Consider the following 21,194-nt stretch of genomic DNA (forward strand, 5'->3'; position numbering starts at 1 on the left):
GATCAAAGACGCGCTCATCACACCCAGCCGCCGTGGAGCGCCCGCAGCACGACCTCGATCATCGTGCCGAGGCGGGTCTCCATGACGCCGGAGGGGACGCGGGCGTCGACGCGCACCATGACCGGGTTCACGAAGCGCTGGACGGCGTCGATGACGAAGGCGACCGCCCGGTCGCGGTCCTTGGGCGCGAAGGCCTCCGTCGCGATCCCCTCTTCCAGGATGCGCTCCAGGAGACGCAATTGGCGGCCGCGGTGCTTGCGCGCGATGCCGCGGGATTCCTCCACCGCGGACACGTAGACCTCGAACAGCGTCGGCTGCTCCACGGCGCAGGCGCGGTAGGAGGTGGCGATGGCGGTGACGAAACGCTCGAGCTTGTCCTCCACGGGGTCCGGCCCGTCGACGACGTTGGCGAGCTCCGCCTCGACATCGCGCAGCCATTGCCCGGCCACCGCGTCGATCAGGTCGGCCTTCGACGGGTAGTAGCGGTAGACGTTGGCGTGCGTCATGCCCGCCTCCTCCGCCACGCCCGTTACGGTGAGCCGGCGCGGGCCGAAGCGGGCGAGGTGGTCGGCGGCGATGCGCAGGAGGCGCACGTCGGTGGCGGTCTCCACGGGGGGGCGCGGCGGCGTCACGGCGGCGGGCCCCGTCAGGCGCACGGGCGGGCCGGCCGTGCGAGGCGGGCGCGAGGGGCGCTCAATGCGCCTCCTCCCAATTGCTCGCGGCGCGCGCCTCGACGGCGAGCGGCACCTTGAGCGTCAGCGCAGGATGGGGCGCCTCCTCCATCACGCGGGCGACGACGGGGAGCGTCGCCTCCACCTCGTCCTCGGGCACCTCGAAGACGAGCTCGTCGTGCACCTGCAGCAGCATGCGCGCGGAGAGCTTCGCCTCCGCGAGCGCGTCCTCCATGCGGGTCATCGCGCGGCGGATGATGTCGGCGGCGGAGCCTTGGATCGGGGCGTTGATCGCCTGGCGCTCCACCGCCGCGCGCTCCGCCGGGTTGCCGGCGCGGATCGCGGGGTAGTGGCACACGCGCCCGAACAGCGTCGTCACGAAGCCGTTCTCACGGCAGAACTTCTTCGTCTCGTCCATGTAGGCGCGGATGCCGGGGAAGCGCTCGAAATAGCGCTTGATGAAGGCGGCGGCGTCGCCCTGCGGGATGCCGAGGCGCGCGGCGAGGCCGAAGGCGGAGATGCCGTAGATGATGCCGAAATTGATGGTCTTCGCCTGGCGGCGCAGGTCCGAGGTCATCTGGTCGAGGGGCACGCCGAACATCTCCGACGCCGTCGTCGCGTGAATGTCGACGCCCTCCGCGAAGGCCGCCTGCATCTGCGGGATGTCGGCGATGTGGGCGAGGAGCCGCAGCTCGATCTGCGAATAGTCGGCCGAGACGATGCGGTGGCCGGGCTCCGCGATGAAGGCCGTGCGGATCTTGCGGCCGGCTTCCGTGCGCACGGGGATGTTCTGCAGGTTGGGATCGGAGGAGGACAGCCGCCCCGTCGTCGTCGCGGCGAGCGAGAAGCAGGTATGGACCCGCCCGCCCTCGTCCATGTAGCCGGGCAGCGAATCCGAGTAGGTGGATTTCAGCTTCTGCACCTGGCGCCATTCGAGGATCTTCGCCGGCAGTTCGTGCCCGGCCTCGGCCAGCTCCTCGAGCGCGGCGGCAGGCGTCGCCCATTGGCCCGAGGGCGTCTTCTTGCCGCCGGGAAGCCCGAGCTTGCCGAACAGGATCTCGCCGATCTGCTTGGGGCTGCCCACCGAGAACGGCTCGCCGGCGTCCGCCTGGATCTCCTCCTCGAGCCGCGCCATGGTCTGGGCGAAGTCGGAGGAGAGCCGGCTCAGCACCTGCCTGTCGACCTTGATGCCGCGTCCCTCCATCCGCGCGAGCACCGGAGCGAGCGGGCGCTCCAGAAGCTCGTAGACGGTCGTCTTCTCCTCGGCGACGAGGCGCGGCTTGAGCACGCGCCACAGGCGCAAGGTCACGTCCGCGTCCTCTGCGGCATAGGTCGTGGCCTTCTCGATGGGCACGCGGTCGAAGGAGACCTGCGCCTTGCCCGTGCCCGCGACCTCGGCATAGGCGATGCAGGTGTGGCCGAGATGGCGCTGGGCGAGGTCGTCCATGCCGTGATTGTTGCGCCCGGCGTCGAGCACGTAGGACATCAGCATCGTGTCGTCGAAGGGCGCGACCTCGACGCCGTGCCGCTGCATCACGAGCCAGTCGTACTTCATGTTGTGCGCGACCTTGAGGACGCCCGGGTCCTCCAGCATCGGGCGCAGCACGGCGAGCGCCTCGGCGATCGGGATCTGGTCGGGCAGGAGGCCCGAGCCCGAGAACAGGTCGCTCGCCGGGTCGCGGTGCTGCAGCGGCACGTAGCAGGCGCGGCTCGGGCCCGTGGCCAGCGAGACGCCGACGAGATCGGCCTTGTGCGCCTCGAGCGCCGTCGTCTCGGTGTCGAAGGCGACGATGCCGATGCTGCTCGCCTCGGCCACCCATTCCTTCAGGCGCGCGAGCGTGGTCACGCGCTCGTAGCCATCCCGGTCGATCTTCTGGTCGACGGCGTCCTTGAGGCGCATGGCCACGATGCGGGCGGGCGTCGAATCCTCGTCGGCGGAGGCGGCCGGCGTCGCGTCCTCGCCGCCGGGCGTCGCCTCGCCGGAGCCGGCCTCGTCGCCGCTCGTCGCCGCGCCGGCGCGAGCGAGGGCGGGATCGGGCTCCACCGTGTTGAGGTCGACGTCGTATTCCGCGGCGACGCGCTTCGTCACCGTGGTGAACTCCATCGCCTTGAAGAAGGCGATGAGGCGGCGTGCGTCGAGATCGCCGACGCGCAGGTCGTCGATGGGTACCGGCGTCGGCGCCTCGTCGTCGAGGAGCACGAGGCGCTTGGAGAGCCGCGCCACGTCGGCGTTGGCGATGAGCGCCTCGCGGCGCTTGGGCTGCTTGATCTCGGGGGCCTTGGCGAGCAGCGTCTCGAGGTCGCCGTACTCGACGATGAGCTGCGAGGCGGTCTTCTGCCCGATGCCCGGGACGCCGGGCACGTTGTCCGACGTGTCACCCATGAGGGCCAGGACATCGGCGATCTGCTTGGGCGGCACGCCCCAGCGCTCGATCACGGCGGCCTCGTCGAGGTCGCGCTCGGGGCGGTAGCCGGGCTTGCCCTTCACGCCCGATTCGAAATCGTAGAAGCGCACCTTGGGCCCGACGAGCTGCATCAGGTCCTTGTCGGCGGAGACGATGAGCACGTCGGCGCCGCGCTCGGCGGCCTGCTTGGCGTAGGCGGCGATGAGGTCGTCCGCCTCGTAGCGCTCGAGCTCCACGGGCTCGAGCCCGAAGGCGCGCACCGCGTGGCGCATCAGCGGCATCTGCGCCTTGAGATCCTCCGGCGCGTCCGGCCGGTGGCCCTTGTACTCGGGATAGACCTCGCGGCGGAACGAGCCTTCCGACTTGTCGAGCACGATGGCGAGGTGGGTCGGCGTGACGCCGGCGGCGCCGTCCTTCAGGAATTGCAGCAGCTTGACGCAGAACATGCGCAGCGCGCCCGTCGGCAGCCCGTCCGAGCGGTAATTGTAGCGCGCGTCCTGGTTCATGGACTGGAAGAAGGCGCGGAACACGAAGGACGAGCCGTCGACCAGGATCAGCCGATCCCCCGCGCCGAGGGGGGCTGCGGCGACGGGGCTGGTCTCTCGGGTCGACGTGGCGGTCATCTGGCTCGGTCTCCGGGTCTCGATCGGAGCCGGAGATTAGGGCGCAACGCCCGCCCGGTCACGGCCTATCTCGGCATGACGCGTGCGCGGAGCTCACGCGGCCGACATGCGCCTCGCCGTGGCTTCGGCCGAAGTGCGCTGAGCCGCGTCCGCGTCGCGCCGGCCCAGACGCCGGTAGAGCTCCATGGCGATTTCCGGCGCCTCCGCGCGCCCGAACAGGAAGCCCTGGCCGAACGGGCAGCCCATCCGGCGCAGGTCCTGCGCCTGCGCCTCGGTCTCGATGCCCTCCGCGATCAGGTTCAGCGAGAGCCCCCGCGAGATCGAGAGCAGCGCCTCGACGATGGTGCGCGCCCGCGCGTCCGTTCGCATGCGCGAGACGAAGGCGCGATCGATCTTGATCACGTCGACGGGCAGATCGAGGAGGTGCGTCAGCGAGGCGAAGCCCGTGCCGAAATCGTCGAGCGCGATGCGCACGCCCCGCCGCTTCAAGGCCGCGAGCGTGGTGCGCACCGCCCGGTCGCCGGCGCGCAGCACCGCGTTCTCGGTGATCTCGACGGAGATCCGGTGATGCGCGATGCCGGCCTTGTCGCAGGCCCGCGCCAGGCGCCGGTCGAGCCCGCCGCGGGCGAGATCGAAGGCGGTGACGTTGACGCCGATCTTCGGCGCGACGACGCCCGCGTCGTCCCAGGCGCGGATCGTCGCCGCCACGCGGGCGAGCGTCGCGTCGGTGATGGCGCAGGCGATGGCCGCGTCGTCGAGGGCGGGCTGGAAGGCGCCGGCGGTGACGACGCTGCCGTCCTCGCGACGCATGCGCGCGAGCGCCTCCATGGCGAATATCCGCCCGTCGGCGAGGGAGACGATGGGCTGGAAGTACGTCGTCATCCGCTCCTCGGCCAGCGCCGCGCCGACCTCGCGAATGGCGTCGAGCCGCGAGCCGATGGCGGTGCGCATGCCCTCCTTGAAGAGGAGATAGGAGCCGCGCCGCGACGCCTTGGCGTGGTAGAGCGCGAGATCCGCCTTGCGACGCAGCTTGCACATCTCCGAATCGATGGCGCCGCCGATGGTGACGCTCGGCGCGCCGAGCGCGGTCGCATTCTGCGGCAGCGCGCGCAGGCGCCGGAAGATCGCGGAGGAGAGCGCGCGCAGCGCCTGCGGCGAGGCGCCGTCCGGACGCAGGAGCGCGAACTCGTCACCGCCGATGCGGTAGACGCGCGTGCCACCTTCGAGCTCGGAGAGCGCGGCCGCCACCGTCGCGACGAGCGCGTCGCCGGAGGCGTGGCCCAGCGTGTCGTTGACGATCTTGAGCCCGTCCACGTCCACGAGGAGGAGCCCCGTCCTGCACGGGCCCCGGCCCGTCATGGCCGCGAGGTCCTCCTCGAAGGCCGTGCGGTTGGGCAGGCCCGTCAGCTGGTCGGCGAGCGCCAGGCGGCGGTTCCTGGCGATGAGGAGGTCGTGCTCCATGGCGATGGAGCACAGATGCGTGCAGCGCTCGATGATCGCGCGGTCCGCCGGCGAAGGTCCGCGCCGCTCGCGGTAATACAGCGCGAAGGTGCCGAGCACCTTCTCGTCCGAGCCGCGGATCGGCCGCGACCAGCAGGCGACGACCCCGGCCTCGAGCGCGAGATGCGCGAAGCCCTCCCAGAGCGGATCGGTGGCGATGTCCTCGATGACGACCTCGCGGCCGAGAAAGGCCGCCGTCCCGCACGACCCCGCCTTGGGACCGATCGGAACGCCGTCCACGGAGGCGGAGAAGCGCGGCGACAGGCTCGGCGCCGCGACGGGCCGCAGGCGGCGCTCGTCGTCGACGGAGAGGACGGAGCAGACCACGGAGGGGTCGTGCGCCTCCACCAGCCGGCACAGCCGCTCCGCGAGCGCCCGCAGCGGCTCGCCCCGCGCGACGAGCTCGAGGATCTCGTTCTGTATGGCCTGCAATGCCTGCATGCCCGCACCGTCCCTTTCCCTATCGGAAGGGGGACGATAGACGGCAGAGATGAACAAAGGCCTGAAACCGTCGACGGCCGACGGTTCCGGGGCGGAGACGGCCTACAGGCCGAAGCGCTCCTTGAGAACGTGGAGGTCGGAGACGAGCCGGTCACGCATGCTCATCGTATAGATGTGCATGATCTTCCCGTCGTTCTGCCGCTCCACGATCTTTCTCAGGTCGGAGAGGCGCGCTTTCCACGTGACGCCGTCGGTGACGAACAAGAGAACCTGATCGTGCCGCTTGGCGTCGATGATCGCATCGAGATCGCCGATGATATCGGACATCTTCGACCCGGTCGCCCCGTAGCCCTTCGCCTCGATCACGATGTCCGCGCGCTGGCGGCCGGGTACCGCGAAGTCGCACTTCGCGGTACGTCCTCTGACGCCCGCGAACACGCCGCGCATCTCGTAAGCGTTCGCTCCGAACACCTCGACGAGAGCCGTCTCGACGAAGTCCTCGAGGCCCCGGCCGCGACGCTGTCCTTGAATGGCCGATCCGCGACCGGCGCGAAGACGCTCCACCAGGATGTCGCTCCACACCGGAACAGTGTTGACCGCATCGCTCATCGCCGCGGGCAATCCGAGCGCGTCCAGCGCATCGAGGAAGCGAACCCGATCGGTTTCGAAGCGCCGCACTCCGATCCCGCCCGGCCCGAGGAGGCGTCGAAGCTCTGCCTCCATCGCATCCTTGGACAAGGCCAGGAACAGCCGCGCGCAGAGGAGACCGCGCTCGAAGTCATCCTCCAGCAGCGTCACGACGTCCTCTCGTGCGTAGGCCCCCTTCTCGGGCAGCGCTCGCAGAGCCGCGATCGCGGATGCGGCGACGTCGTCCATCCACTCGACGGCGAGCGGGCCGAGGCTTTCGACGATCTCCTCCAGCGTCTGATCGGTATCGCGCGTCATCGCCCGACGATCAGGTACTCGGTCACCGATGCGCGCTTGACCGATCCGTGAGTACCGAAGTGATAGCGGTGAGGGCGCTCGTGGACGGTGACGCGCGACTTGTAGCGAGAGAGCAGGCCCTCCAGCGTCGCGAGATCCGGATAGCCGTTGGACGAATACGATAGGACGATCGTGCTACGGGCGAACCTCTCGAACAGCGCTTCGAAAGCCGCCAGCGCGGTACGTCGATAGCTGAAAGGGGTGTAGCGCTTGGCGATCTTCTTGACCTTCGTCTGCGGCATCAGCTCGACGTCCTTCCAATAGGATGCCAGTCCTTCGAGGAAGTGATAGCGCTTCACGTAGCAGTTGTCATCCGACCGCGGCACATAGGGAGGGTCGAGGTAGACGAGGTCGTAATCGGACGGGTCGATCGCAAGCGCATCCGCACGCATCGCACCGCAGTCGCGGCCGTTCGAGAAGACGACCGCGTTGAACGCCTCAACCTGCTCGTGGAAATGCTCTTCCAGGGAAAGGCGCAGGTCGCGCCGGCCGTCGTCGTATCGCGCGAGGTCGCCGGAGACGGTGAACACGCCGCGCGGCTGTCGCTTGAGGCAGGAGCGGAACAAGGCGGCATAGCCGACGGCGCGACGATCGGGATCGTCGAGCGCGCGGAGACCCGCGCTGACGCGATCGAGAAACGCGCGATCGGCGGCGGTGAAGAAGACGCCGTCGAAGGTACGAGCGATGAAGTCGTCGTCCGGCGCGTGGGAGAGGAGCCGTCCGAGCGTCCCGGAATCGAGCATAGCGCTCGAATTGCCCACCGTCGCAGCGGCGATGATGCTCGGGAAGAGCAGGAAGTCCGACGCGGTCACGCGCCGGCCCATCGCCTTCATGAGGTAGGCGACGCACCCGGTGCCGCAGAAGGGATCGAGCGCGCTCTCGAAGTCGAGCTCGTCGAGCACCGCGTGGATCCATGGCAGAAGGCGCCGCTTGGAGCCCATGTAGCGCAGCTCGGGATAGGCGAGTGCCCGTGCCGGAGCCGCGCCCACGAGCTTCGGAGCGGCCGGCCCGTCCGGCCATGCGGACGAAAAGAGGTCGTCGGTCTCGTGCAGCATGGCCGGTTCCGTCAAGAGGCGAGCATCCGAGCCATAGCAGGGAAACGAGGCCATTGGAACAAACGGCGAATGTTTTCCCCGCCGATCTCGTTCGAGCCCGTGCCCCCACCCCCGCACCATCCTCGCGCAAGGTCCCGCGCTCATCCTCCACGATGGATCATCCATCACGGGACGAGAGAGGCGAGATGGCGAAGGCGATCGCGGCCGGCGGGGCGAGGACGGCAGGGGGAGCGCCGCGGGCACGGGGCATGCGCGACATCGGGTTCGCGCTCGGCATCGTCGTCATCCTGACGATCCTCTTCCTGCCCATCCCCGCCTTCCTCATCGATGCGGGGCTCGCGCTCTCCATCGCGCTCTCCGTCCTCATCCTGATGGTGGCGCTGTGGATCCAGAAGCCGCTCGACTTCTCCGCCTTCCCCACCGTCCTCCTCATCGCCACCATGCTGCGGCTCGCGCTCAACATCGCGACGACGCGCATGATCCTCTCGGAGGGCGACAGCGGCGGCGACGCCGCGGGCATGATCATCGACGGCTTCTCGCGTCTCGTCATGTCGGGCGACTTCGTCATCGGCCTGATCATCTTCTGCATCCTGGTGACGGTGAACTTCGTCGTCATCACCAAGGGCGCGACCCGCATCGCGGAGGTCGGCGCGCGCTTCACGCTCGACGCCATCCCCGGCAAGCAGATGGCCATCGACGCCGACCTCTCGGCGGGCCTCATCGACGACAAGGAGGCGCAGCGCCGCCGGCGGGAGCTCGAGGAGGAGAGCTCCTTCTTCGGCGCCATGGACGGCGCCTCGAAATTCGTGCGCGGCGACGCCATCGCCGGCTTGATCATCACGGCGATCAACCTGTTCGGCGGCATCGTCATCGGCACGACGCGCCACGGCATGGAGCTCGCCGACGCCGCCGACGCCTTCGTCAAGCTCTCGGTGGGCGACGGCCTCGTCACCCAGATCCCGGCGCTGATCGTCTCGCTGGCGGCGGGCCTCCTCGTGTCGAAGGGCGGCACCCGCGGCTCGGCGGAAGAGACGGTGACGACCCAGCTCTCGGGCTATCCCCGCGCGCTCGTCATGGCGGGCGGCGTCATGCTGCTGCTCGCGGTCACGCCGGGCCTGCCGTTCTTCCCTCTGGCCATCCTCGCCGCCATCCTCGCGTTCGGCGCCTGGGCCATCCCCCGCAGCATCGCCGCCGAGGAGAGCCGCCGGGAGATGCTGAAGGCCGAGGAGGAGGCGCGCGTCGAGGAGGAGAGCCGCGATTCGGTCAAGGACGAGCTGCGCACACCCGAGATCGAGCTCGTGCTCGGCAAGCAGCTCTCCGCCGAGCTCCTCACCGCCCACGGCGAGCTCGCCCACCGCGTCTCGAAGATGCGCCGCAAGTTCGCGCGCCAGTACGGCTTCGTCGTGCCCGAGATCAAGCTGTCGGATTCGCTCACGCTCCCGCGCAAGACCTACGAGATCAAGATCCACGGCACGACCATCGCCGCGAGCGAGCTGCGCATCGGCGAGGTCATGGTCATCACCAGCCAGTCGAAGCCCGACGTCCCGGGCGACGAGGCGCGCGAGCCCGCCTTCGGCATGCCCGCCATGTGGATCGCCGAGAGCTACGCCGCGGAGGTGAAGCGCGAGGGCTTCCAGCCCATCGACAACCTCTCCGTCCTGCTCACCCACCTCTCCGAGGTGATCCGCAACAACCTGCCCCAGCTCCTGTCCTACAAGGACATGCGCGCGCTGATGGATCGCCTCGATCCCGAGTACAAGCGCCTCATCGACGACATCGTGCCCTCGCAGATCTCGTATTCCGGCCTCCAGGGCGTGCTCAAGCTGCTCCTCGCCGAGCGCGTCTCGATCCGCAACCTCAACCTCATCCTCGAGGCGGTGGCGGAGATCGCGCCCCACGTGCGCCGGTCAGAGCAGGTGGTGGAGCACGTGCGCATGCGCATGTCCCAGCAGATCTGCGGGGACCTCACCGAGGGCGGCTCCTTGCGCGTGCTGCGGCTCGGCAATCGCTGGGACCTCGCCTTCCACCAGTCGGTCAAGCGCGACGCGAAGGGCGAGGTGGTGGAGTTCGACATCGACCCGCGCCTGCTCGAGGAGTTCGGCCAGGCGGCGTCGGCCGCGATCAAGCAGCGGCTCGAAGGCGGCAAGCCCTTCGCCATCGTCACGGCGCCCGACGCGCGGCCCTACGTGCGCATGGTCGTCGAGCGGCTGTTCCCGACGCTCCCCGTCCTCTCGCACGTGGAGATCCCCCGCGGCGTCGACATCGAGAGCCTGGGGACCGTCGGGTGAGCCTGCTCGCGCCGGACCTGATCCTGTCGACCTTCCTGGTCTTCTGCCGGATCGGCGCGTGCCTGATGCTGATGCCGGGCTTCTCGTCGCTGCGCGTGCCGCCGCAGGTGCGCCTGTTCATCGTCTTCGGCATCACGCTGGCGCTCTCGCCGGTCGTCGTGCCGGGGCTCCTGCCTACCGTCGGCGCGGCCTCGCAGGCGGGCATCCTCTCGCTGATCGTCACGGAGACGCTGATCGGCGCGCAGATCGGCATCATCGGGCGCATCTTCTATCTCGCCCTGCAGACGCTGGCGCATGCGAGCGCCATGCTGATCGGCTTCGGCGCCATGCCGGGCGCGCCCATCGACGAGATCGAGCCGATCCCGGCGCTCGGCTCGCTCGTGATGATGTCGGCGACGGCTCTGTTCTTCATCGCGAACCTGCATTGGGAGGTCTTCCGCGGCCTCGTCGTCTCTTACGACACGCTGCCGCCGGCGGCCGGCTTCGACGCGCGCACCTCGCTCGTGGCGGTGTCGGACCGGATCGGCGAGGCCTTCCTGCTCGCGCTGCGCATCTCCGCGCCCTTCGTGATCTTCGCCTTCCTGGCGAACTTCGCCATCGGCGTCATGAACAAGCTCGCCCAGCAGATCCCGATCTATTTCGTGGCGATGCCGGCGGTGCTGATGGCCGGCCTGTTCATCGTCTACTTCCTCGTCGGCGAGTACCTCGCCCTCTTCGCCGCCGGCTTCGCCGACTGGCTCAGGACGGGGTGAGCGCATGACCGACGCCCGCGCCCGCCACGCCTCGCTCGTGCGCATCCATGCGCTGCAGGAGACGAAGCGCAAGCTCGAGGAATGGAAGCTCGCGGACTTCGCCCGGCGCACGCGCGCGGTCGCGCAGGCGCAGGAGGAGACCATCGCCGCGCTCAACGCCGACACCCCGCTCAAGGGGCTCTTCGTCGAGAGCGGCGCCAAGCGTCTCGAGAGCCTCGCGCGCCAGCGCCGGCAGCTGGAGGCGGCGAGCGAGCGCCAGGAGGAGGCCGTGCGCGTCGAGGCGCGGCGCGAGAAGGCGGCGGGCATCCTCAAGGCCGAGGCCGCGCGCCAGGTCGAGGACGAGCGCCGACGCAAGGAGGACCTCGACATCCTCGAGGCCTTCCTCGCCGGCGGCGGGGAGGCGCAGATCGGGAGCCTGCGGAAGGAAGCCCCCATCACGCAAGCCTCCTCGCCGCAAGCCTCGGGCAAGGGCGGCTCTGTAGCCTGACGATCGACCGAACCAGGAGAGGAGGAGGCCCGCACATGACCATCCAACCGCCCTCCGACATCATCCTCGAAGTGGCGCGTGCCGCCGATCCCACCGCGCTCGCCGCGGCGACGGAGCGCCTGCGCGACATCGCCGCCGCCCGCGGTCGAACGGGTGACGGCTTCGAGACCATGGTGGCCGAGGCCGCGCGCCCGCCGGCGCCGCCGCCGGTGCCGATGCCGCCGCCCTCCCCCGAGCGCCTGCAGCAGACGCTGGCCGCCCTCGCGCCGCCCACGCAATCGGCGCGGATCGGTGCGGGCCCGGACCTCGCGAGCGGCTCGACGCGCTCGGCGACCGGCGCGGCCGAGACGCCGGCCCAGGCCTTCGAGGCGACCTTCCTGCGCCAGGTCGTCGAGACCTTGATGCCCCAGGAGGCGAGCGTCTTCGGCGAAGGCACCGCCGGCTCCGTCTGGCGCGGCTTCCTCGCCGAGGAGATCGGCGCCGAGCTCGCCCGCGCCGGCGGCGTGGGCATCGCCCGCGCGGTGGCCGCCGCCCATCCCGAGCTCGACCAGGTGAACGCCGCCAAGGCGACGCTCTGGCCCGAGCACGCCACCGCCTCGGCCGCGCTGCCCGCCTCCGACGCTCCCTACTTCACCGGCTTCTATCGCACCTGACACGGATCGATCATGACCGACGCCGCCCTGCCCGCCGCGCAAGCCGACCCGGTGCTAGAAAGCGCCACGCACGAAAGCGCCGCGCACGAGAGCGCCGCGACCGACGAGGCCGCCCCCGAGGCGCTCCTCGCCGCCGCGGCCGAGCCCCTGCCGACGGCGCTCGCGCCCGTTCTCGCGCCGCCCGTGCTCAATCCCGATTACGGCGACGCCACCGGCATGATCGCCGCGATCGACCGGCTCGAAGCCGTGCTCGAGCACGAGACCGCGGCCATCGGCCGGCTCTCGACCGGCGAGATGAAGGACCTCAACAGGCGCAAGAGCCTGTGCCTCCTGGAATTCACCCGCGCCGCGCGCCCGCTGGCCGAGCAGACCGTCTCGGAGGTGCTGCGCGATCGGCTCGGGCGCCTGCGCGACGCCATCGCCCGCAACCAGGCCGTTCTCACCACCCATCTCGACGCCGTGCGCGAGATCGCGGCGACCATCGCCGGCGCCATGGAGGCGCGCGATTCCGACGGCACCTACGCCGAGCGGCCGGTCCCCGTGCGTGTCGGCGCGCCCGCGGCCGGCGGGAGCGCGCGGCGATGATCGCGCGCCTCCTCGTCGCCGGGCTGTGGCTGTGCGCCACGGTCTTCGTCTCCTCGCACCTCGTCGCGGACTGGCGCGCCAAGCGCGCCGCCGACGTCACCGGCGAGCCGACCTATTTCCAGGGCGTCTCCTACGAGAAGACCCGCGCGCTCTCCGTGCCGATCCTGCGCGACGGAAGAATAGCCGGCTACGTGGTCGCCCAGTTCGTCTACACGGTGGACACGGACGACCTGCGCCGGCTGCGCGTGCCCCCCGAGAGCTTCATCCTCGACGAGACCTTCCAGCGTCTGTTCGCGGACGAGACCATCGATTTCGCCGATTTGCGCGCCTTCGACATGCGCGGCTTCCTCACCGGCCTGACGGAGGCGGTCAACGCCCGTATCGGCGAGGCGGTGGTGCGCGAGCTGATGGTGGAGGAGTTCAACTTCGTCGACCCGGCACAGGTGCGGGCCGGCTGAGGGCGGGCCCCGCCTCGGCTTCCCGCCTCGACTTGGCCACAGAAGCGGTCAGAGTGTCGCGCTCCGAAGAGTTCACCAGGAGTGCCCCATGTTTCGCGCCGCCCCGCCGCTCGCCGGCCTCGCCCTCGCCCTCTCGCTCGCCGTCGCGACGCCGCTGCCGGCGTCGGCGCAGGAGACCTCGGGAGGCGTCGCCGCGCAGGCCGGACGCATCGTCGTGACCGGCATCGGCGAGGTGGAACGCGCGCCCGACTTCGCCCGCGTCTTCGTCGCCGTGACCAATCGCGGCGACAGCGTCGCCGAGGTGGTGAAGGCGAACCGGCTCGCCACCGAGGAGGCGCTCGCGACCATCGAGGCGCGCGGCATCGCCCGCGAGGACGTCTCGACCTCGAACTTCCAGGTCTACGAGACGCCCGAGGAATACGACCGCAACGGCAATCCTCGCACCGTTCCGCCCTACACGGCGACGCACCAGCTCGAGATCGTGCTGCGCGACGTCGACACGGTGGGCGCCTTCGCGGGCGAGATCCTCGCGCTCGAGGCGATGACCTTCCAGTCGATCGGCTGGGGGCTCGAGCGCAGCGAGGAGGCGCAGGAGGAGGCCATGCGCCTCGCCGTCGCCGACGCGCGCCGCCAGGCCGAGGTGCTGGCGCAGGCCGCCGGCGTCGCGCTCGGCGCCATCCGGCAGATCGGCAACGGCGATGTCGGCGGCGGCCCGATGCCCGAGATGGATCGCGTGATGATGCGCGCCTCCGCGGCGCCCGCCGTGCCGATCGTCCCGCCGGCGCAGCTCACCTTCACTGCCCGCATCGGCATGGAATGGTCGATCGGCGAGTGATCGAGGGCGCACGAGTCGCCCCGAGAGCAGGCGGGCGCCTCACGCACCCCAGCGGTGCAGGGAGGCGCCGTTGCGCTGGAGCCAGGCCTCCGCCTCGTCGGTGCGGGGGCAAAGCCGCTCCGTCAGCCGCCAGAAGCGGGCGGAATGGTTCATCTCCTTGAGATGCGCCACCTCGTGCGCGGCGAGATAGTCGAGCACGAAGGCCGGCGCCAGGATCAGCCGCCAGGAGAAGGACAGGTGCCCGCGCGCGGAGCAGGAGCCCCAGCGGCTGCGCGTGTCGCGAAGGGTGATTCGCTTCGCCGGAATGCCGATCGTCGCGGTGTGGCGTGCCACCGCCGCGGCGAGATCGGCGCGGGCCTCGCGCAGGAGGAGGTCGCGCACCCTCGCCGCGACGAGATCGGGATCGCCCGGCACGAGGAGCGCCGGCGCGCCGTGCTCGTCGACGCCGACCCGCGCGGGCGCCCGCCGCCCGCCGGTCGCCACGATGCGATGCGGGACGCCCCGAAGCGGCACCTCCGCTCCCGGCACGAAGGCGACGCGCCCGGGGAGCTTCGCCACCCGCGTCGCGATCCAGCCGGCATGATCGCCGACGAACCGCTCGGCGCTGGCGAGCGCCGTGCGTGCCGGGATGGTGAGGACGACCTCGCCCGTGGCGGAGGACACCCGCAGCGTCATCCGCCGGGCCCGTGCCGAGCGCTTCACCGCGACGTCGAACCGGCTCGCCCCGAACGCGACGCGGATCGCGTCGGGCTCGGGCGCGGGATCGACGAGCGTGCGGCGGAGGAGCGAGAGGACCATCCCCGCATCATCGCCGTGCCGGTGATTCGGAGCAAGATGCCACGAAAGATGCGATGCCGGCTTTCGCGTCGGGCGGGCGTCTGGGCCCTTGCCCCCGGCGCGGCGCTCGGCCATGAGACGACGACGAGAGAAGGAGGACCTCCCATGACCGAGATCACCCGCATCGCGCCCGGCCCGCGCATGTCCATGGCCGTCGTTCACGGCGACACCGTCTACACCGCGGGCCAGGTGGCCAAGGAGACCGCCGGCGGCTCGGTGGCCGACCAGACCCGCGAGATCCTCTCGATGATCGATGCGCTCCTCGCCCAGGCCGGCACGGACAAGACGAAGCTCCTCTCCGCCTCGATCTGGCTGTCCGACATGGCGACCTTCGCCGAGATGAACGGCGTCTGGGACGCCTGGGTCGCTCCCGGCTGCGCGCCGGCGCGCGCCACCGTCGAGGCGAAGCTCGCCGCCGCCCAGTACAAGGTCGAGATCGCGGTGATCGCGGCTCGCTGAGCGGACGGGCTCAGGCGCCGGCGATCGCCCGCAGGGCGACGACGGCGCCCACGCCCACCGCCACGCACGCGATGAGCGGCAGGCGGATCGCGGCGAGCGCCGTCAGCGCGCCCGCCACCGCCTCCGGCCAGCCCGCGAGCAGGATCGCCGGCGCGATCACCGCCGTGAGGACCGCCGGCGGGATCGCCTCGAAGGCGGCCTCGGCGCGTCCGCGAAGCGCGAGGCGCCCGGCGAGCGCGAGCCCGGCGACGCGCGTCGCGTAGGTCACGATCGCCATGCCGGCGATGGCGGCGAACGCCGCGGGGTCGACGTCGAGGAACGCGCTCGTCACGTCTCTCTCTCCTTCAGCGGGTCGGGACGCCAGGCGAGCGCCGCGGCGGCGATGCCGGCGACGGCGCCGGCCGGCACGTGCCAGGGCGGTCCGAAGAGCCAGGCGGCGCACGCGGCCGCGACGGCGCTCGCCGCGACGACGACGCCCGTCGCCGGCCCCTTCCAGAGCGCCGCGATCAGCGCGATGAACAGCGCCGGGAAGGCGAAATCCGCGCCGTAGGTCTGCGGGTCGCCGATGCGCGCGCCGAGCACGGCGCCCGTCGAGATCGTCACGAGCCAGGTCGGGAAGAACAGGGCGATCATCGTGAAGTAATAGGTCGGGGTCAGCCGCGCCGCGGCGGCCCGGCGCTCGGCCAGCGCCCAGGTCTCGTCGGCGAGGAAGTGGAAGCCCACGATCCGCTGCCAGGTCGCGAAGGCGCCCGTGCGCGGGGCGAGCGACGCGCTCATCAGGACGTGGCGAAGGTTGATCAGCAGCGTCGAGAAGACGATCGCGGCGACGGGAACGGGGTCCGCCCAGATCTCGATCGCCGCGAATTGCGCGCCGCCCGCGAACACGAAGCCGGACATCAGCATCGTCTCCGCGGCCGAGAGCCCCTCGGCCGTCGCCACCGCGCCGAAGAGCACCCCGATCGGCACGAGGGCGAGGCTGGGCGCGGCGATGTCCGAGAGCGCGGCGCGGATCTCCTCCCGGCGCGTGGTGGTCGATTGGGATGCGTGCATGATGGCCCGGTCTCGCGAAGGGTCGGGCCGCCTGTCTCGCGCGCCCCGACCCGCCGCGTCTTGGACGAAAGTGCTCCCGCGAGCCTCAGCCGAGCGCCGTGTCGAGGAAGGTCATGACCGCGAGGCCGATCATCAGGCCGGCGCTCGCGAGGCGCTGGTGCCCGGCGCGGTGCGTCTCGGGGATGATCTCGTGGGAGATGACGTAGAGCATCGCCCCCGCCGCGAAGCCGAGGCCGATCGGCAGGAGCGGCTCGGAGACGGTCACCACGCTCACGCCGAGAAGGCCGGAGACGCCCTCGACGAGCCCCGTCGCCGTGGCGATGCCGAGCGCGACGGGCCGCGAATAGCCGAGCCCCGCCAGCGCGAGGGCGACGGACAGGCCCTCGGGCGCGTTCTGCAGGCCGATGGCGAGGGCGAGCGGCACGCCTTCCGCGATCGTGTCGCCGCCGAAAGCGACGCCGACGGCGAGGCCTTCGGGGAGGTTGTGCAGGGCGATCGCCGTGACGAAGAGCCAGATCCGCGCGCGCTTGGCGCCCTCGTCGTCGTTCGGCCCCTCGCGGCCCCCGACGAAATGCTCGTGCGGCGCCCGGCGGTTGAGGACGTCGATGGCCGACGCGCCGGCGAGGACGGAGGCGACGACGATCGCCGCCGAGACCGGCTCGCCCACGCCGAAGACCGTCGTGCCGTACGCGATGCCCGGGCCGATGAGCGAGAAGAACGACGCGGCCAGCATCACGCCCGCGGCGAAGCCGAGCGCCGCGTCCTCGAGCCGCCGCGGCAGGCTCTTCACGAACAGGACCGGGATCGCGCCGAGCCCCGTCACGAGCCCCGCTCCGAGGCTCGCGAGGAAGCCGACGAGGATGACGTCGCCGCCCGAGCCCATCGCGCATTCTCCATCGCGTCGCCGGGAAGGTCGGCGACCGGTCGACAACGACGGGGCGGGCGGGGCCGTTCGCGCCTGCGGCGCTCAGCCGTAGGCGACGCGCACGGCTTCGGTCACGGCGCGGACCGCGCGGCTCGGCCGCGCCGGCGCGAGGAGGGCGAGATCGCAGGCGGGGAGATCGGGAAGGCCCTGCGTGACGCGGGCGAGATCGTCGTATCCGGCGGCGACCGCCTCCGGCAGCGGCGCCAGCGCGAGCCCCAGGCGCGCCGCGGCGAGCTGGCCCGCGGCGGAGGGGCTCGTGCAGGCGATCCGCCAGGGCACCTTCGCCGCGGAGAGGAGCGCGATCGCCCGCGCCCGCCAGGGGCAGCCTTCGGCGGCGACGGCAAGCGGCAGCGGCCCCTCCGGCGGCAACGCGTCGCGTCGGCCGAACCAGCTCATCGGCTCGGGCCGCAGGCGGCGCGCGCCGGCGGGAAAGGGCGGGCCGCCGTCGGAGAGGATCGCGAGGTCGAGCTTGCCGGCTTCCGTCAGCGCGATGAGCTCGGAGGAGAAGGCGACGGTGAGCTCCACCGCCACGTCCGGCGCCGTCTCGCGTACGCGGGCGAGGGCGGCGGGCAGGCGCGTGAGGCCGACGTCGTCGGCGACGCCGAGGCGAACGCGCGGGGAGGCGAAATCCGTCTCGAAGCGCTCGCCCACCTCCGCCACGAGGGCGAGGAAGCGGCGCGCGTAGCTCGCCAGCGCCAATCCCTCGTCGTTGGGTCGCACCCCGTCGCGCGAGCGCACGAAGAGGGTGCGGCCGAGCTGGCGCTCGATGCGCACGAGCTGCTTGGACACCGCGGACGGCGTCATCGACAGGGCGGACGCGGCCCGGCGCACGGAGCCGAGCTCGACGACGGCCAGCGCGACGCGCATGGCGTCCGAGCGCAGGATCTGCCTGATCGCGGCGGAGGGCTCGGCGTTCCCCATCTCTCGCTCGTCCGGAATGGCCCCGTTTCCACGCGGCGTACGCAGGGGTGACTAGGATTCGCTACAGGGAAAGCGGCCACGCGTATATCTGTCAAGAACGGAACGGTTCCTCGCGTCGGGCAGGTCGAGGCGGCCGGCGTCTTTCGGGGCAACGAGGGGACGTCGGTCAGCCCCCGGCGCGAGCCCGTTCCGGCGATCCCGGGTGCGGCGTCCGGCCAGCCCCCCAGCGTCCGCCGGGCACGCCCCGGGATCGTCACGCCACCCGCGCATCCCAGGAGGACCGAGATGGCCACGTTCCCGTCGGAGCTGCCGACACCGCATCGCTTCGTCCACGAGGGTCGGTCGGTCGCCTGGGGCAGCGCGGGCGAGGACGGCATCGGCGCCTCGCCGCTCGTCCTCGTCCACGGGACGCCCTTCTCCTGCCAAGTCTGGCGGCGGATCGCCCCGTGGCTAGCAAGCAATCGCAAGGTGTACTGGTTCGATCTGCTGGGCTACGGCAGCTCCGCCATGACGCCGGGCGCCGATGTCTCCCTCGGGGTGCAGAACGGTGTGCTCGCAGCGCTTGTGCGCGAATGGGGCCTCACGGCCGATCTGGAGGTGCTCGCCCACGACTTCGGCGGTGCGACGGTTCTGCGCGCCATGCTGCTCGACGGCCTGCCCGTCTCCAAGCTGACGCTGGTCGATCCCGTCGCCATCGCGCCCTGGGGATCGCCCTTCGTCCAGCACGTGCGCGTCCACGAACCCGCCTTCGCGGGCCTGCCGGACTACGCGCACGAGGCGATGCTGCGCGCCTACATCGCCGGCGCGGCGCACCGGCCGCTCTCGGCGGAGGCGCTCGACGTGCATGCGCGCCCCTGGCTCGGCGCGGCCGGCAAGCCCGCCTTCTATGCCCAGATCGCGCAGATGGACCAGCGCTACACGGACGAGATCGAGCCGATGCTCGGCCGGCTCGACCTGCCCGTGACCCTGCTCTGGGGCGAGGCGGACGCGTGGATCCCCTTCTCGCAGGGCGAGCGCCTCGCCGGGATGATCCCGGGCGCGCGGCTCGTGCCGGTGCCCGGCGCCGGGCACCTCGTCCAGGAGGACGCACCGGAGGCGATCCTCGCCGCCATGCTCTACACCGCTTGAGGCCTGGGGAGAGCACGATGACGACGGACCGGCTCGACGACGCGGCTGCGGGCGGGCAGGGACCCGCCGACCCGCTGCTCACCCCCGTAATGATCGGGCGGCTTCGCCTGCGCAACCGCATCCTCTCCACCGCCCACGCGCCCTCCTTCGCCGAGGGCGGCCATCCGCGGGAGCGCTACGCCGCCTACCACGTCGAGAAGGCGAAGGGCGGGCTCGCGCTCACCATGATCGGCGGCTCCACGAACGTCTCCGTCGACAGCCCGTCCGTCTTCGGGCAGCTCCATGCCGGCGACGACACGATCCTCCCCTGGTTTCGCGCCCTGACGGCCGGCGTGAAAACGCAGGGCGCCGCCGTCATGTGCCAGCTCACCCATATGGGCAGGCGCACGCATTGGGACGACGGCGCCTGGCTGCCCACGGTCGCGCCCTCCGCCCTGCGCGAGCGGGCACATCGCGCGATCCCCAAGGCGATCGAGGCCTCCGACGTGGCGCGCATCCGCGCCGATTTCGCGCGCGCCGCGCGGCGTTGCGTCGAGGCGGGCTTCGACGGCATCGAGCTCCTCGCCCACGGGCACCTGCTCGGCCAGTTCCTGACGCCCCATGCCAACCGCCGCGAGGACGCATTGGGTGGCCCGCTCGAGCGGCGCCTCGCCGTCGTCGTGGACATCGTGCACGCCGTGCGCGAGGCCATCGGGCCGGAGCCGGCTCTCGGCCTGCGCATCAGCGGCGACGAGAGCCGCGCCGGCGGGCTGACCGACGACGAATGCGTCGCGATCGCGCGCGGCCTCGCGGAGACCGGCGCGGTGGACTTCCTCAACGTCGTCGCCGGTGCGCCCTACGACAATCTCGGGCTCGCGGAATGGGTGCCGCCCATGGGGCTCGACGAGGCGGGGCATCTGGCGAGCGCCGGGCGCATCCGCGCCGCCGTGGACGTGCCGGTCCTCGCCGCCGGCGGGGTCGCCGATCTCGCGACGGCCCGCTACGGGATCAAGGAAGGGCTCGTCGACATGGTCGGCATGACCCGCGCGCACATGGCCGATCCCTACCTCGTCACGAAGCTCGCGGCCGGCGAGGAGGCGCTGATCCGCCCCTGCGTCGGGCTCGGCTATTGCGTCGATCGGGTGAACCAGGGCAAGGCCGCCGTGTGCGGCCACAACGTGGCCACGGGCCGCGAGCTGACGCTGCCTCACGTGATCCCCCGTGCCGGGGGCGCGCGAAAGCGCGTCGTCGTGGTCGGCGGCGGTCCGGGCGGGCTCGAGGCGGCGCGCGTCGCCGCGGCGCGAGGCCATCGCGTCGTCCTGCACGAGGCGGCACCACGGCTCGGCGGGCAGCTGCTCCTCGCCGGCGCCGGCACGGTACGGCGCCAGACGCTCGGCGTCGTCGAATGGCTGGTCGAGGCGGTGGAGCGCGAAGGCGTCGAGGTGCGGCTCAATTCCTACGTCGAGGCGCCCGATCTCCTCGCCGAGGAGGCGGACGCCATCGTGCTGGCCACCGGTGGCCTGCCGGCGATCCCGGACGTGCCCGGCACCGAGCGCATCGGCTCGGTGTGGGACCTGCTGGGCGGCGGCGCGCGTCCGGAGGGGCACGTCGTCGTCTACGACGAGATCGGCACGCACGCAGCCGCCATCGCCGCGGAGGTCGCGGCCCGCAAGGGAGCGCGCGTCACCTTCCTCACGCCCGACGAGATGCCGCTCCAGGAGCTCGGGCCGACGACGCGCGCCGTCGCCCTGCGCGCGCTTTTCACGCTTGGCGTCGCCATCGTGCCGAACCGCTCGCTCGCGGGCCTCGCGCCGCGCGGAAACGGCGTGGGCGTGCGCGTCCAGAACACGTTGACGGGGGTCGCCGAGGAGATCGAGGCGGACGCGCTCGTCGTCGAGAACGGCACCGTGCCGCTCGACGAGGTCTATCACGGCCTCGTCCCCCACGCCTCCAATGCGGGCGTGCTGGGGCTGGAGCGCATCGACGAGAACCGGTTCGACTTCCCCGTCGCGAACCCGTCGGGCCGCTTCGTCCTCGCGCGCATCGGCGACGCGGTCGCCTCGCGCAACATGCATGCGGCGATGCTGGAGGGGATGCGGGTGGCGATGAGCCTCTGAGGCGGCACGTCCGCGCTCACGCTCCGAGTAAAAGAAGACCC

General features: G+C 71.5%; 20 protein-coding genes. 10 read left to right on the forward strand and 10 right to left on the reverse strand.

What is annotated here, in order from left to right; genetic code table 11:
* Window positions 1–17: 17 nt before the first annotated feature.
* The 5 genes from IEX89_RS10180 to IEX89_RS10200 all read right to left on the reverse strand — a co-directional run bounded on the left by IEX89_RS10180 (window position 18) and on the right by IEX89_RS10200 (window position 7,844).
* Entirely contained in the window at window positions 18–632 is a 615-nt protein-coding gene (locus IEX89_RS10180; RefSeq protein ID WP_244645259.1) for a TetR/AcrR family transcriptional regulator, read from the reverse strand.
* Window positions 633–693: 61 nt separating this feature from the next.
* Window positions 694–3,699, reverse strand: a complete 3,006-nt coding sequence (gene polA / locus IEX89_RS10185) for a DNA polymerase I (RefSeq protein WP_188912393.1) — start codon at window positions 3,697–3,699, stop codon at window positions 694–696.
* A gap of 93 nt (window positions 3,700–3,792) precedes the next feature.
* Complete coding sequence (locus IEX89_RS10190; protein WP_188912395.1) at window positions 3,793–5,640, reverse strand: putative bifunctional diguanylate cyclase/phosphodiesterase; 1,848 nt, start codon at window positions 5,638–5,640, stop codon at window positions 3,793–3,795.
* 102 nt (window positions 5,641–5,742) lie between these two features.
* On the reverse strand, window positions 5,743–6,585 hold the full coding sequence (locus IEX89_RS10195; RefSeq protein ID WP_188912396.1) for a DpnII family type II restriction endonuclease: 843 nt from the start codon (window positions 6,583–6,585) through the stop codon (window positions 5,743–5,745).
* On the reverse strand, window positions 6,582–7,844 hold the full coding sequence (locus IEX89_RS10200; protein ID WP_244645266.1) for a DNA adenine methylase: 1,263 nt from the start codon (window positions 7,842–7,844) through the stop codon (window positions 6,582–6,584). Before IEX89_RS10200 ends, IEX89_RS10195 begins: the two co-directional genes overlap by 4 nt.
* A 20-nt stretch (window positions 7,845–7,864) precedes the next feature.
* Here IEX89_RS10200 and flhA point away from each other — a divergent pair, with 20 nt between their 5' ends.
* The 7 genes from flhA (at window position 7,865) to IEX89_RS10235 (ending at window position 13,737) form a co-directional block, all read left to right on the forward strand.
* Window positions 7,865–9,967 carry a flagellar biosynthesis protein FlhA gene (gene flhA, locus IEX89_RS10205; RefSeq protein WP_188912398.1) on the forward strand — a complete coding sequence of 701 codons (2,103 nt, stop codon included), beginning with the start codon at window positions 7,865–7,867 and terminating at the stop codon, window positions 9,965–9,967.
* The gene (locus tag IEX89_RS10210; RefSeq protein ID WP_188912400.1) at window positions 9,964–10,719 is read left to right on the forward strand and encodes a flagellar biosynthetic protein FliR; all 756 of its coding nucleotides are present in this window, start codon (window positions 9,964–9,966) and stop codon (window positions 10,717–10,719) included. Before flhA ends, IEX89_RS10210 begins: the two co-directional genes overlap by 4 nt.
* A 4-nt stretch (window positions 10,720–10,723) precedes the next feature.
* Complete coding sequence (locus IEX89_RS10215) at window positions 10,724–11,206, forward strand: hypothetical protein (protein WP_188912402.1); 483 nt, start codon at window positions 10,724–10,726, stop codon at window positions 11,204–11,206.
* A gap of 35 nt (window positions 11,207–11,241) precedes the next feature.
* Window positions 11,242–11,859, forward strand: coding sequence for a rod-binding protein (locus tag IEX89_RS10220; RefSeq protein WP_188912404.1), 618 nt, complete (start codon window positions 11,242–11,244; stop codon window positions 11,857–11,859).
* 12 nt (window positions 11,860–11,871) lie between these two features.
* Window positions 11,872–12,444: a hypothetical protein gene (locus IEX89_RS10225; protein WP_188912406.1), complete on the forward strand. Its 573-nt coding sequence runs from the start codon at window positions 11,872–11,874 to the stop codon at window positions 12,442–12,444.
* Entirely contained in the window at window positions 12,441–12,902 is a 462-nt protein-coding gene (locus tag IEX89_RS10230; RefSeq protein WP_188912408.1) for a hypothetical protein, read from the forward strand. Before IEX89_RS10225 ends, IEX89_RS10230 begins: the two co-directional genes overlap by 4 nt.
* An 88-nt stretch (window positions 12,903–12,990) precedes the next feature.
* Window positions 12,991–13,737: an SIMPL domain-containing protein gene (locus IEX89_RS10235; protein ID WP_188912410.1), complete on the forward strand. Its 747-nt coding sequence runs from the start codon at window positions 12,991–12,993 to the stop codon at window positions 13,735–13,737.
* A gap of 39 nt (window positions 13,738–13,776) precedes the next feature.
* Here IEX89_RS10235 and IEX89_RS10240 read toward each other — a convergent pair whose 3' ends face one another.
* The gene (locus IEX89_RS10240; protein ID WP_188912412.1) at window positions 13,777–14,535 is read right to left on the reverse strand and encodes a M48 family metallopeptidase; all 759 of its coding nucleotides are present in this window, start codon (window positions 14,533–14,535) and stop codon (window positions 13,777–13,779) included.
* A 144-nt stretch (window positions 14,536–14,679) separates the two neighbouring features.
* On the opposite strand from IEX89_RS10240, the gene IEX89_RS10245 reads away from it, so the two are divergent.
* On the forward strand, window positions 14,680–15,033 hold the full coding sequence (locus tag IEX89_RS10245; RefSeq protein WP_188912415.1) for a RidA family protein: 354 nt from the start codon (window positions 14,680–14,682) through the stop codon (window positions 15,031–15,033).
* A gap of 10 nt (window positions 15,034–15,043) precedes the next feature.
* Here the strand turns inward: IEX89_RS10245 and IEX89_RS10250 are convergent, their stop codons facing one another.
* The 4 genes from IEX89_RS10250 to IEX89_RS10265 all read right to left on the reverse strand — a co-directional run bounded on the left by IEX89_RS10250 (window position 15,044) and on the right by IEX89_RS10265 (window position 17,929).
* Entirely contained in the window at window positions 15,044–15,364 is a 321-nt protein-coding gene (locus tag IEX89_RS10250; protein WP_280513913.1) for an AzlD family protein, read from the reverse strand.
* Window positions 15,361–16,083 carry an AzlC family ABC transporter permease gene (locus IEX89_RS10255; RefSeq protein ID WP_188912417.1) on the reverse strand — a complete coding sequence of 241 codons (723 nt, stop codon included), beginning with the start codon at window positions 16,081–16,083 and terminating at the stop codon, window positions 15,361–15,363. Before IEX89_RS10255 ends, IEX89_RS10250 begins: the two co-directional genes overlap by 4 nt.
* A gap of 85 nt (window positions 16,084–16,168) precedes the next feature.
* On the reverse strand, window positions 16,169–16,966 hold the full coding sequence (locus IEX89_RS10260) for a ZIP family metal transporter (RefSeq protein ID WP_188912418.1): 798 nt from the start codon (window positions 16,964–16,966) through the stop codon (window positions 16,169–16,171).
* Window positions 16,967–17,050: 84 nt separating this feature from the next.
* Window positions 17,051–17,929, reverse strand: a complete 879-nt coding sequence (locus IEX89_RS10265) for a LysR family transcriptional regulator (RefSeq protein ID WP_188912420.1) — start codon at window positions 17,927–17,929, stop codon at window positions 17,051–17,053.
* A gap of 285 nt (window positions 17,930–18,214) precedes the next feature.
* Here IEX89_RS10265 and IEX89_RS10270 point away from each other — a divergent pair, with 285 nt between their 5' ends.
* Window positions 18,215–19,057: an alpha/beta fold hydrolase gene (locus IEX89_RS10270; protein ID WP_188912422.1), complete on the forward strand. Its 843-nt coding sequence runs from the start codon at window positions 18,215–18,217 to the stop codon at window positions 19,055–19,057.
* Window positions 19,058–19,074: 17 nt separating this feature from the next.
* On the forward strand, window positions 19,075–21,153 hold the full coding sequence (locus IEX89_RS10275) for an oxidoreductase (RefSeq protein ID WP_188912424.1): 2,079 nt from the start codon (window positions 19,075–19,077) through the stop codon (window positions 21,151–21,153).
* Window positions 21,154–21,194 lie beyond the last annotated feature (41 nt).

The sequence above is a fragment of the Salinarimonas ramus genome (assembly GCF_014645695.1).
GTDB classification, from domain to species: domain Bacteria; phylum Pseudomonadota; class Alphaproteobacteria; order Rhizobiales; family Beijerinckiaceae; genus Salinarimonas; species Salinarimonas ramus.

What these genes read in the sequence shown, in the direction of transcription:
- IEX89_RS10240 (WP_188912412.1), bottom strand. Translation starts at nt 14,535, where the DNA reads ATGGTCCTCTCGCTCCTCCGCCGCACGCTCGTCGATCCCGCGCCCGAG.
- IEX89_RS10275 (WP_188912424.1), top strand. Translation starts at nt 19,075, where the DNA reads ATGACGACGGACCGGCTCGACGACGCGGCTGCGGGCGGGCAGGGACCC.
- IEX89_RS10225 (WP_188912406.1), top strand. Translation starts at nt 11,872, where the DNA reads ATGACCGACGCCGCCCTGCCCGCCGCGCAAGCCGACCCGGTGCTAGAA.
- IEX89_RS10230 (WP_188912408.1), top strand. Translation starts at nt 12,441, where the DNA reads ATGATCGCGCGCCTCCTCGTCGCCGGGCTGTGGCTGTGCGCCACGGTC.
- IEX89_RS10255 (WP_188912417.1), bottom strand. Translation starts at nt 16,083, where the DNA reads ATGCACGCATCCCAATCGACCACCACGCGCCGGGAGGAGATCCGCGCC.
- IEX89_RS10215 (WP_188912402.1), top strand. Translation starts at nt 10,724, where the DNA reads ATGACCGACGCCCGCGCCCGCCACGCCTCGCTCGTGCGCATCCATGCG.
- IEX89_RS10200 (WP_244645266.1), bottom strand. Translation starts at nt 7,844, where the DNA reads ATGGATGATCCATCGTGGAGGATGAGCGCGGGACCTTGCGCGAGGATG.
- polA (WP_188912393.1), bottom strand. Translation starts at nt 3,699, where the DNA reads ATGACCGCCACGTCGACCCGAGAGACCAGCCCCGTCGCCGCAGCCCCC.
- IEX89_RS10265 (WP_188912420.1), bottom strand. Translation starts at nt 17,929, where the DNA reads ATGGGGAACGCCGAGCCCTCCGCCGCGATCAGGCAGATCCTGCGCTCG.
- IEX89_RS10190 (WP_188912395.1), bottom strand. Translation starts at nt 5,640, where the DNA reads ATGCAGGCATTGCAGGCCATACAGAACGAGATCCTCGAGCTCGTCGCG.
- IEX89_RS10270 (WP_188912422.1), top strand. Translation starts at nt 18,215, where the DNA reads ATGGCCACGTTCCCGTCGGAGCTGCCGACACCGCATCGCTTCGTCCAC.
- IEX89_RS10195 (WP_188912396.1), bottom strand. Translation starts at nt 6,585, where the DNA reads ATGACGCGCGATACCGATCAGACGCTGGAGGAGATCGTCGAAAGCCTC.
- IEX89_RS10235 (WP_188912410.1), top strand. Translation starts at nt 12,991, where the DNA reads ATGTTTCGCGCCGCCCCGCCGCTCGCCGGCCTCGCCCTCGCCCTCTCG.
- IEX89_RS10220 (WP_188912404.1), top strand. Translation starts at nt 11,242, where the DNA reads ATGACCATCCAACCGCCCTCCGACATCATCCTCGAAGTGGCGCGTGCC.
- IEX89_RS10260 (WP_188912418.1), bottom strand. Translation starts at nt 16,966, where the DNA reads ATGGGCTCGGGCGGCGACGTCATCCTCGTCGGCTTCCTCGCGAGCCTC.
- IEX89_RS10245 (WP_188912415.1), top strand. Translation starts at nt 14,680, where the DNA reads ATGACCGAGATCACCCGCATCGCGCCCGGCCCGCGCATGTCCATGGCC.
- flhA (WP_188912398.1), top strand. Translation starts at nt 7,865, where the DNA reads ATGGCGAAGGCGATCGCGGCCGGCGGGGCGAGGACGGCAGGGGGAGCG.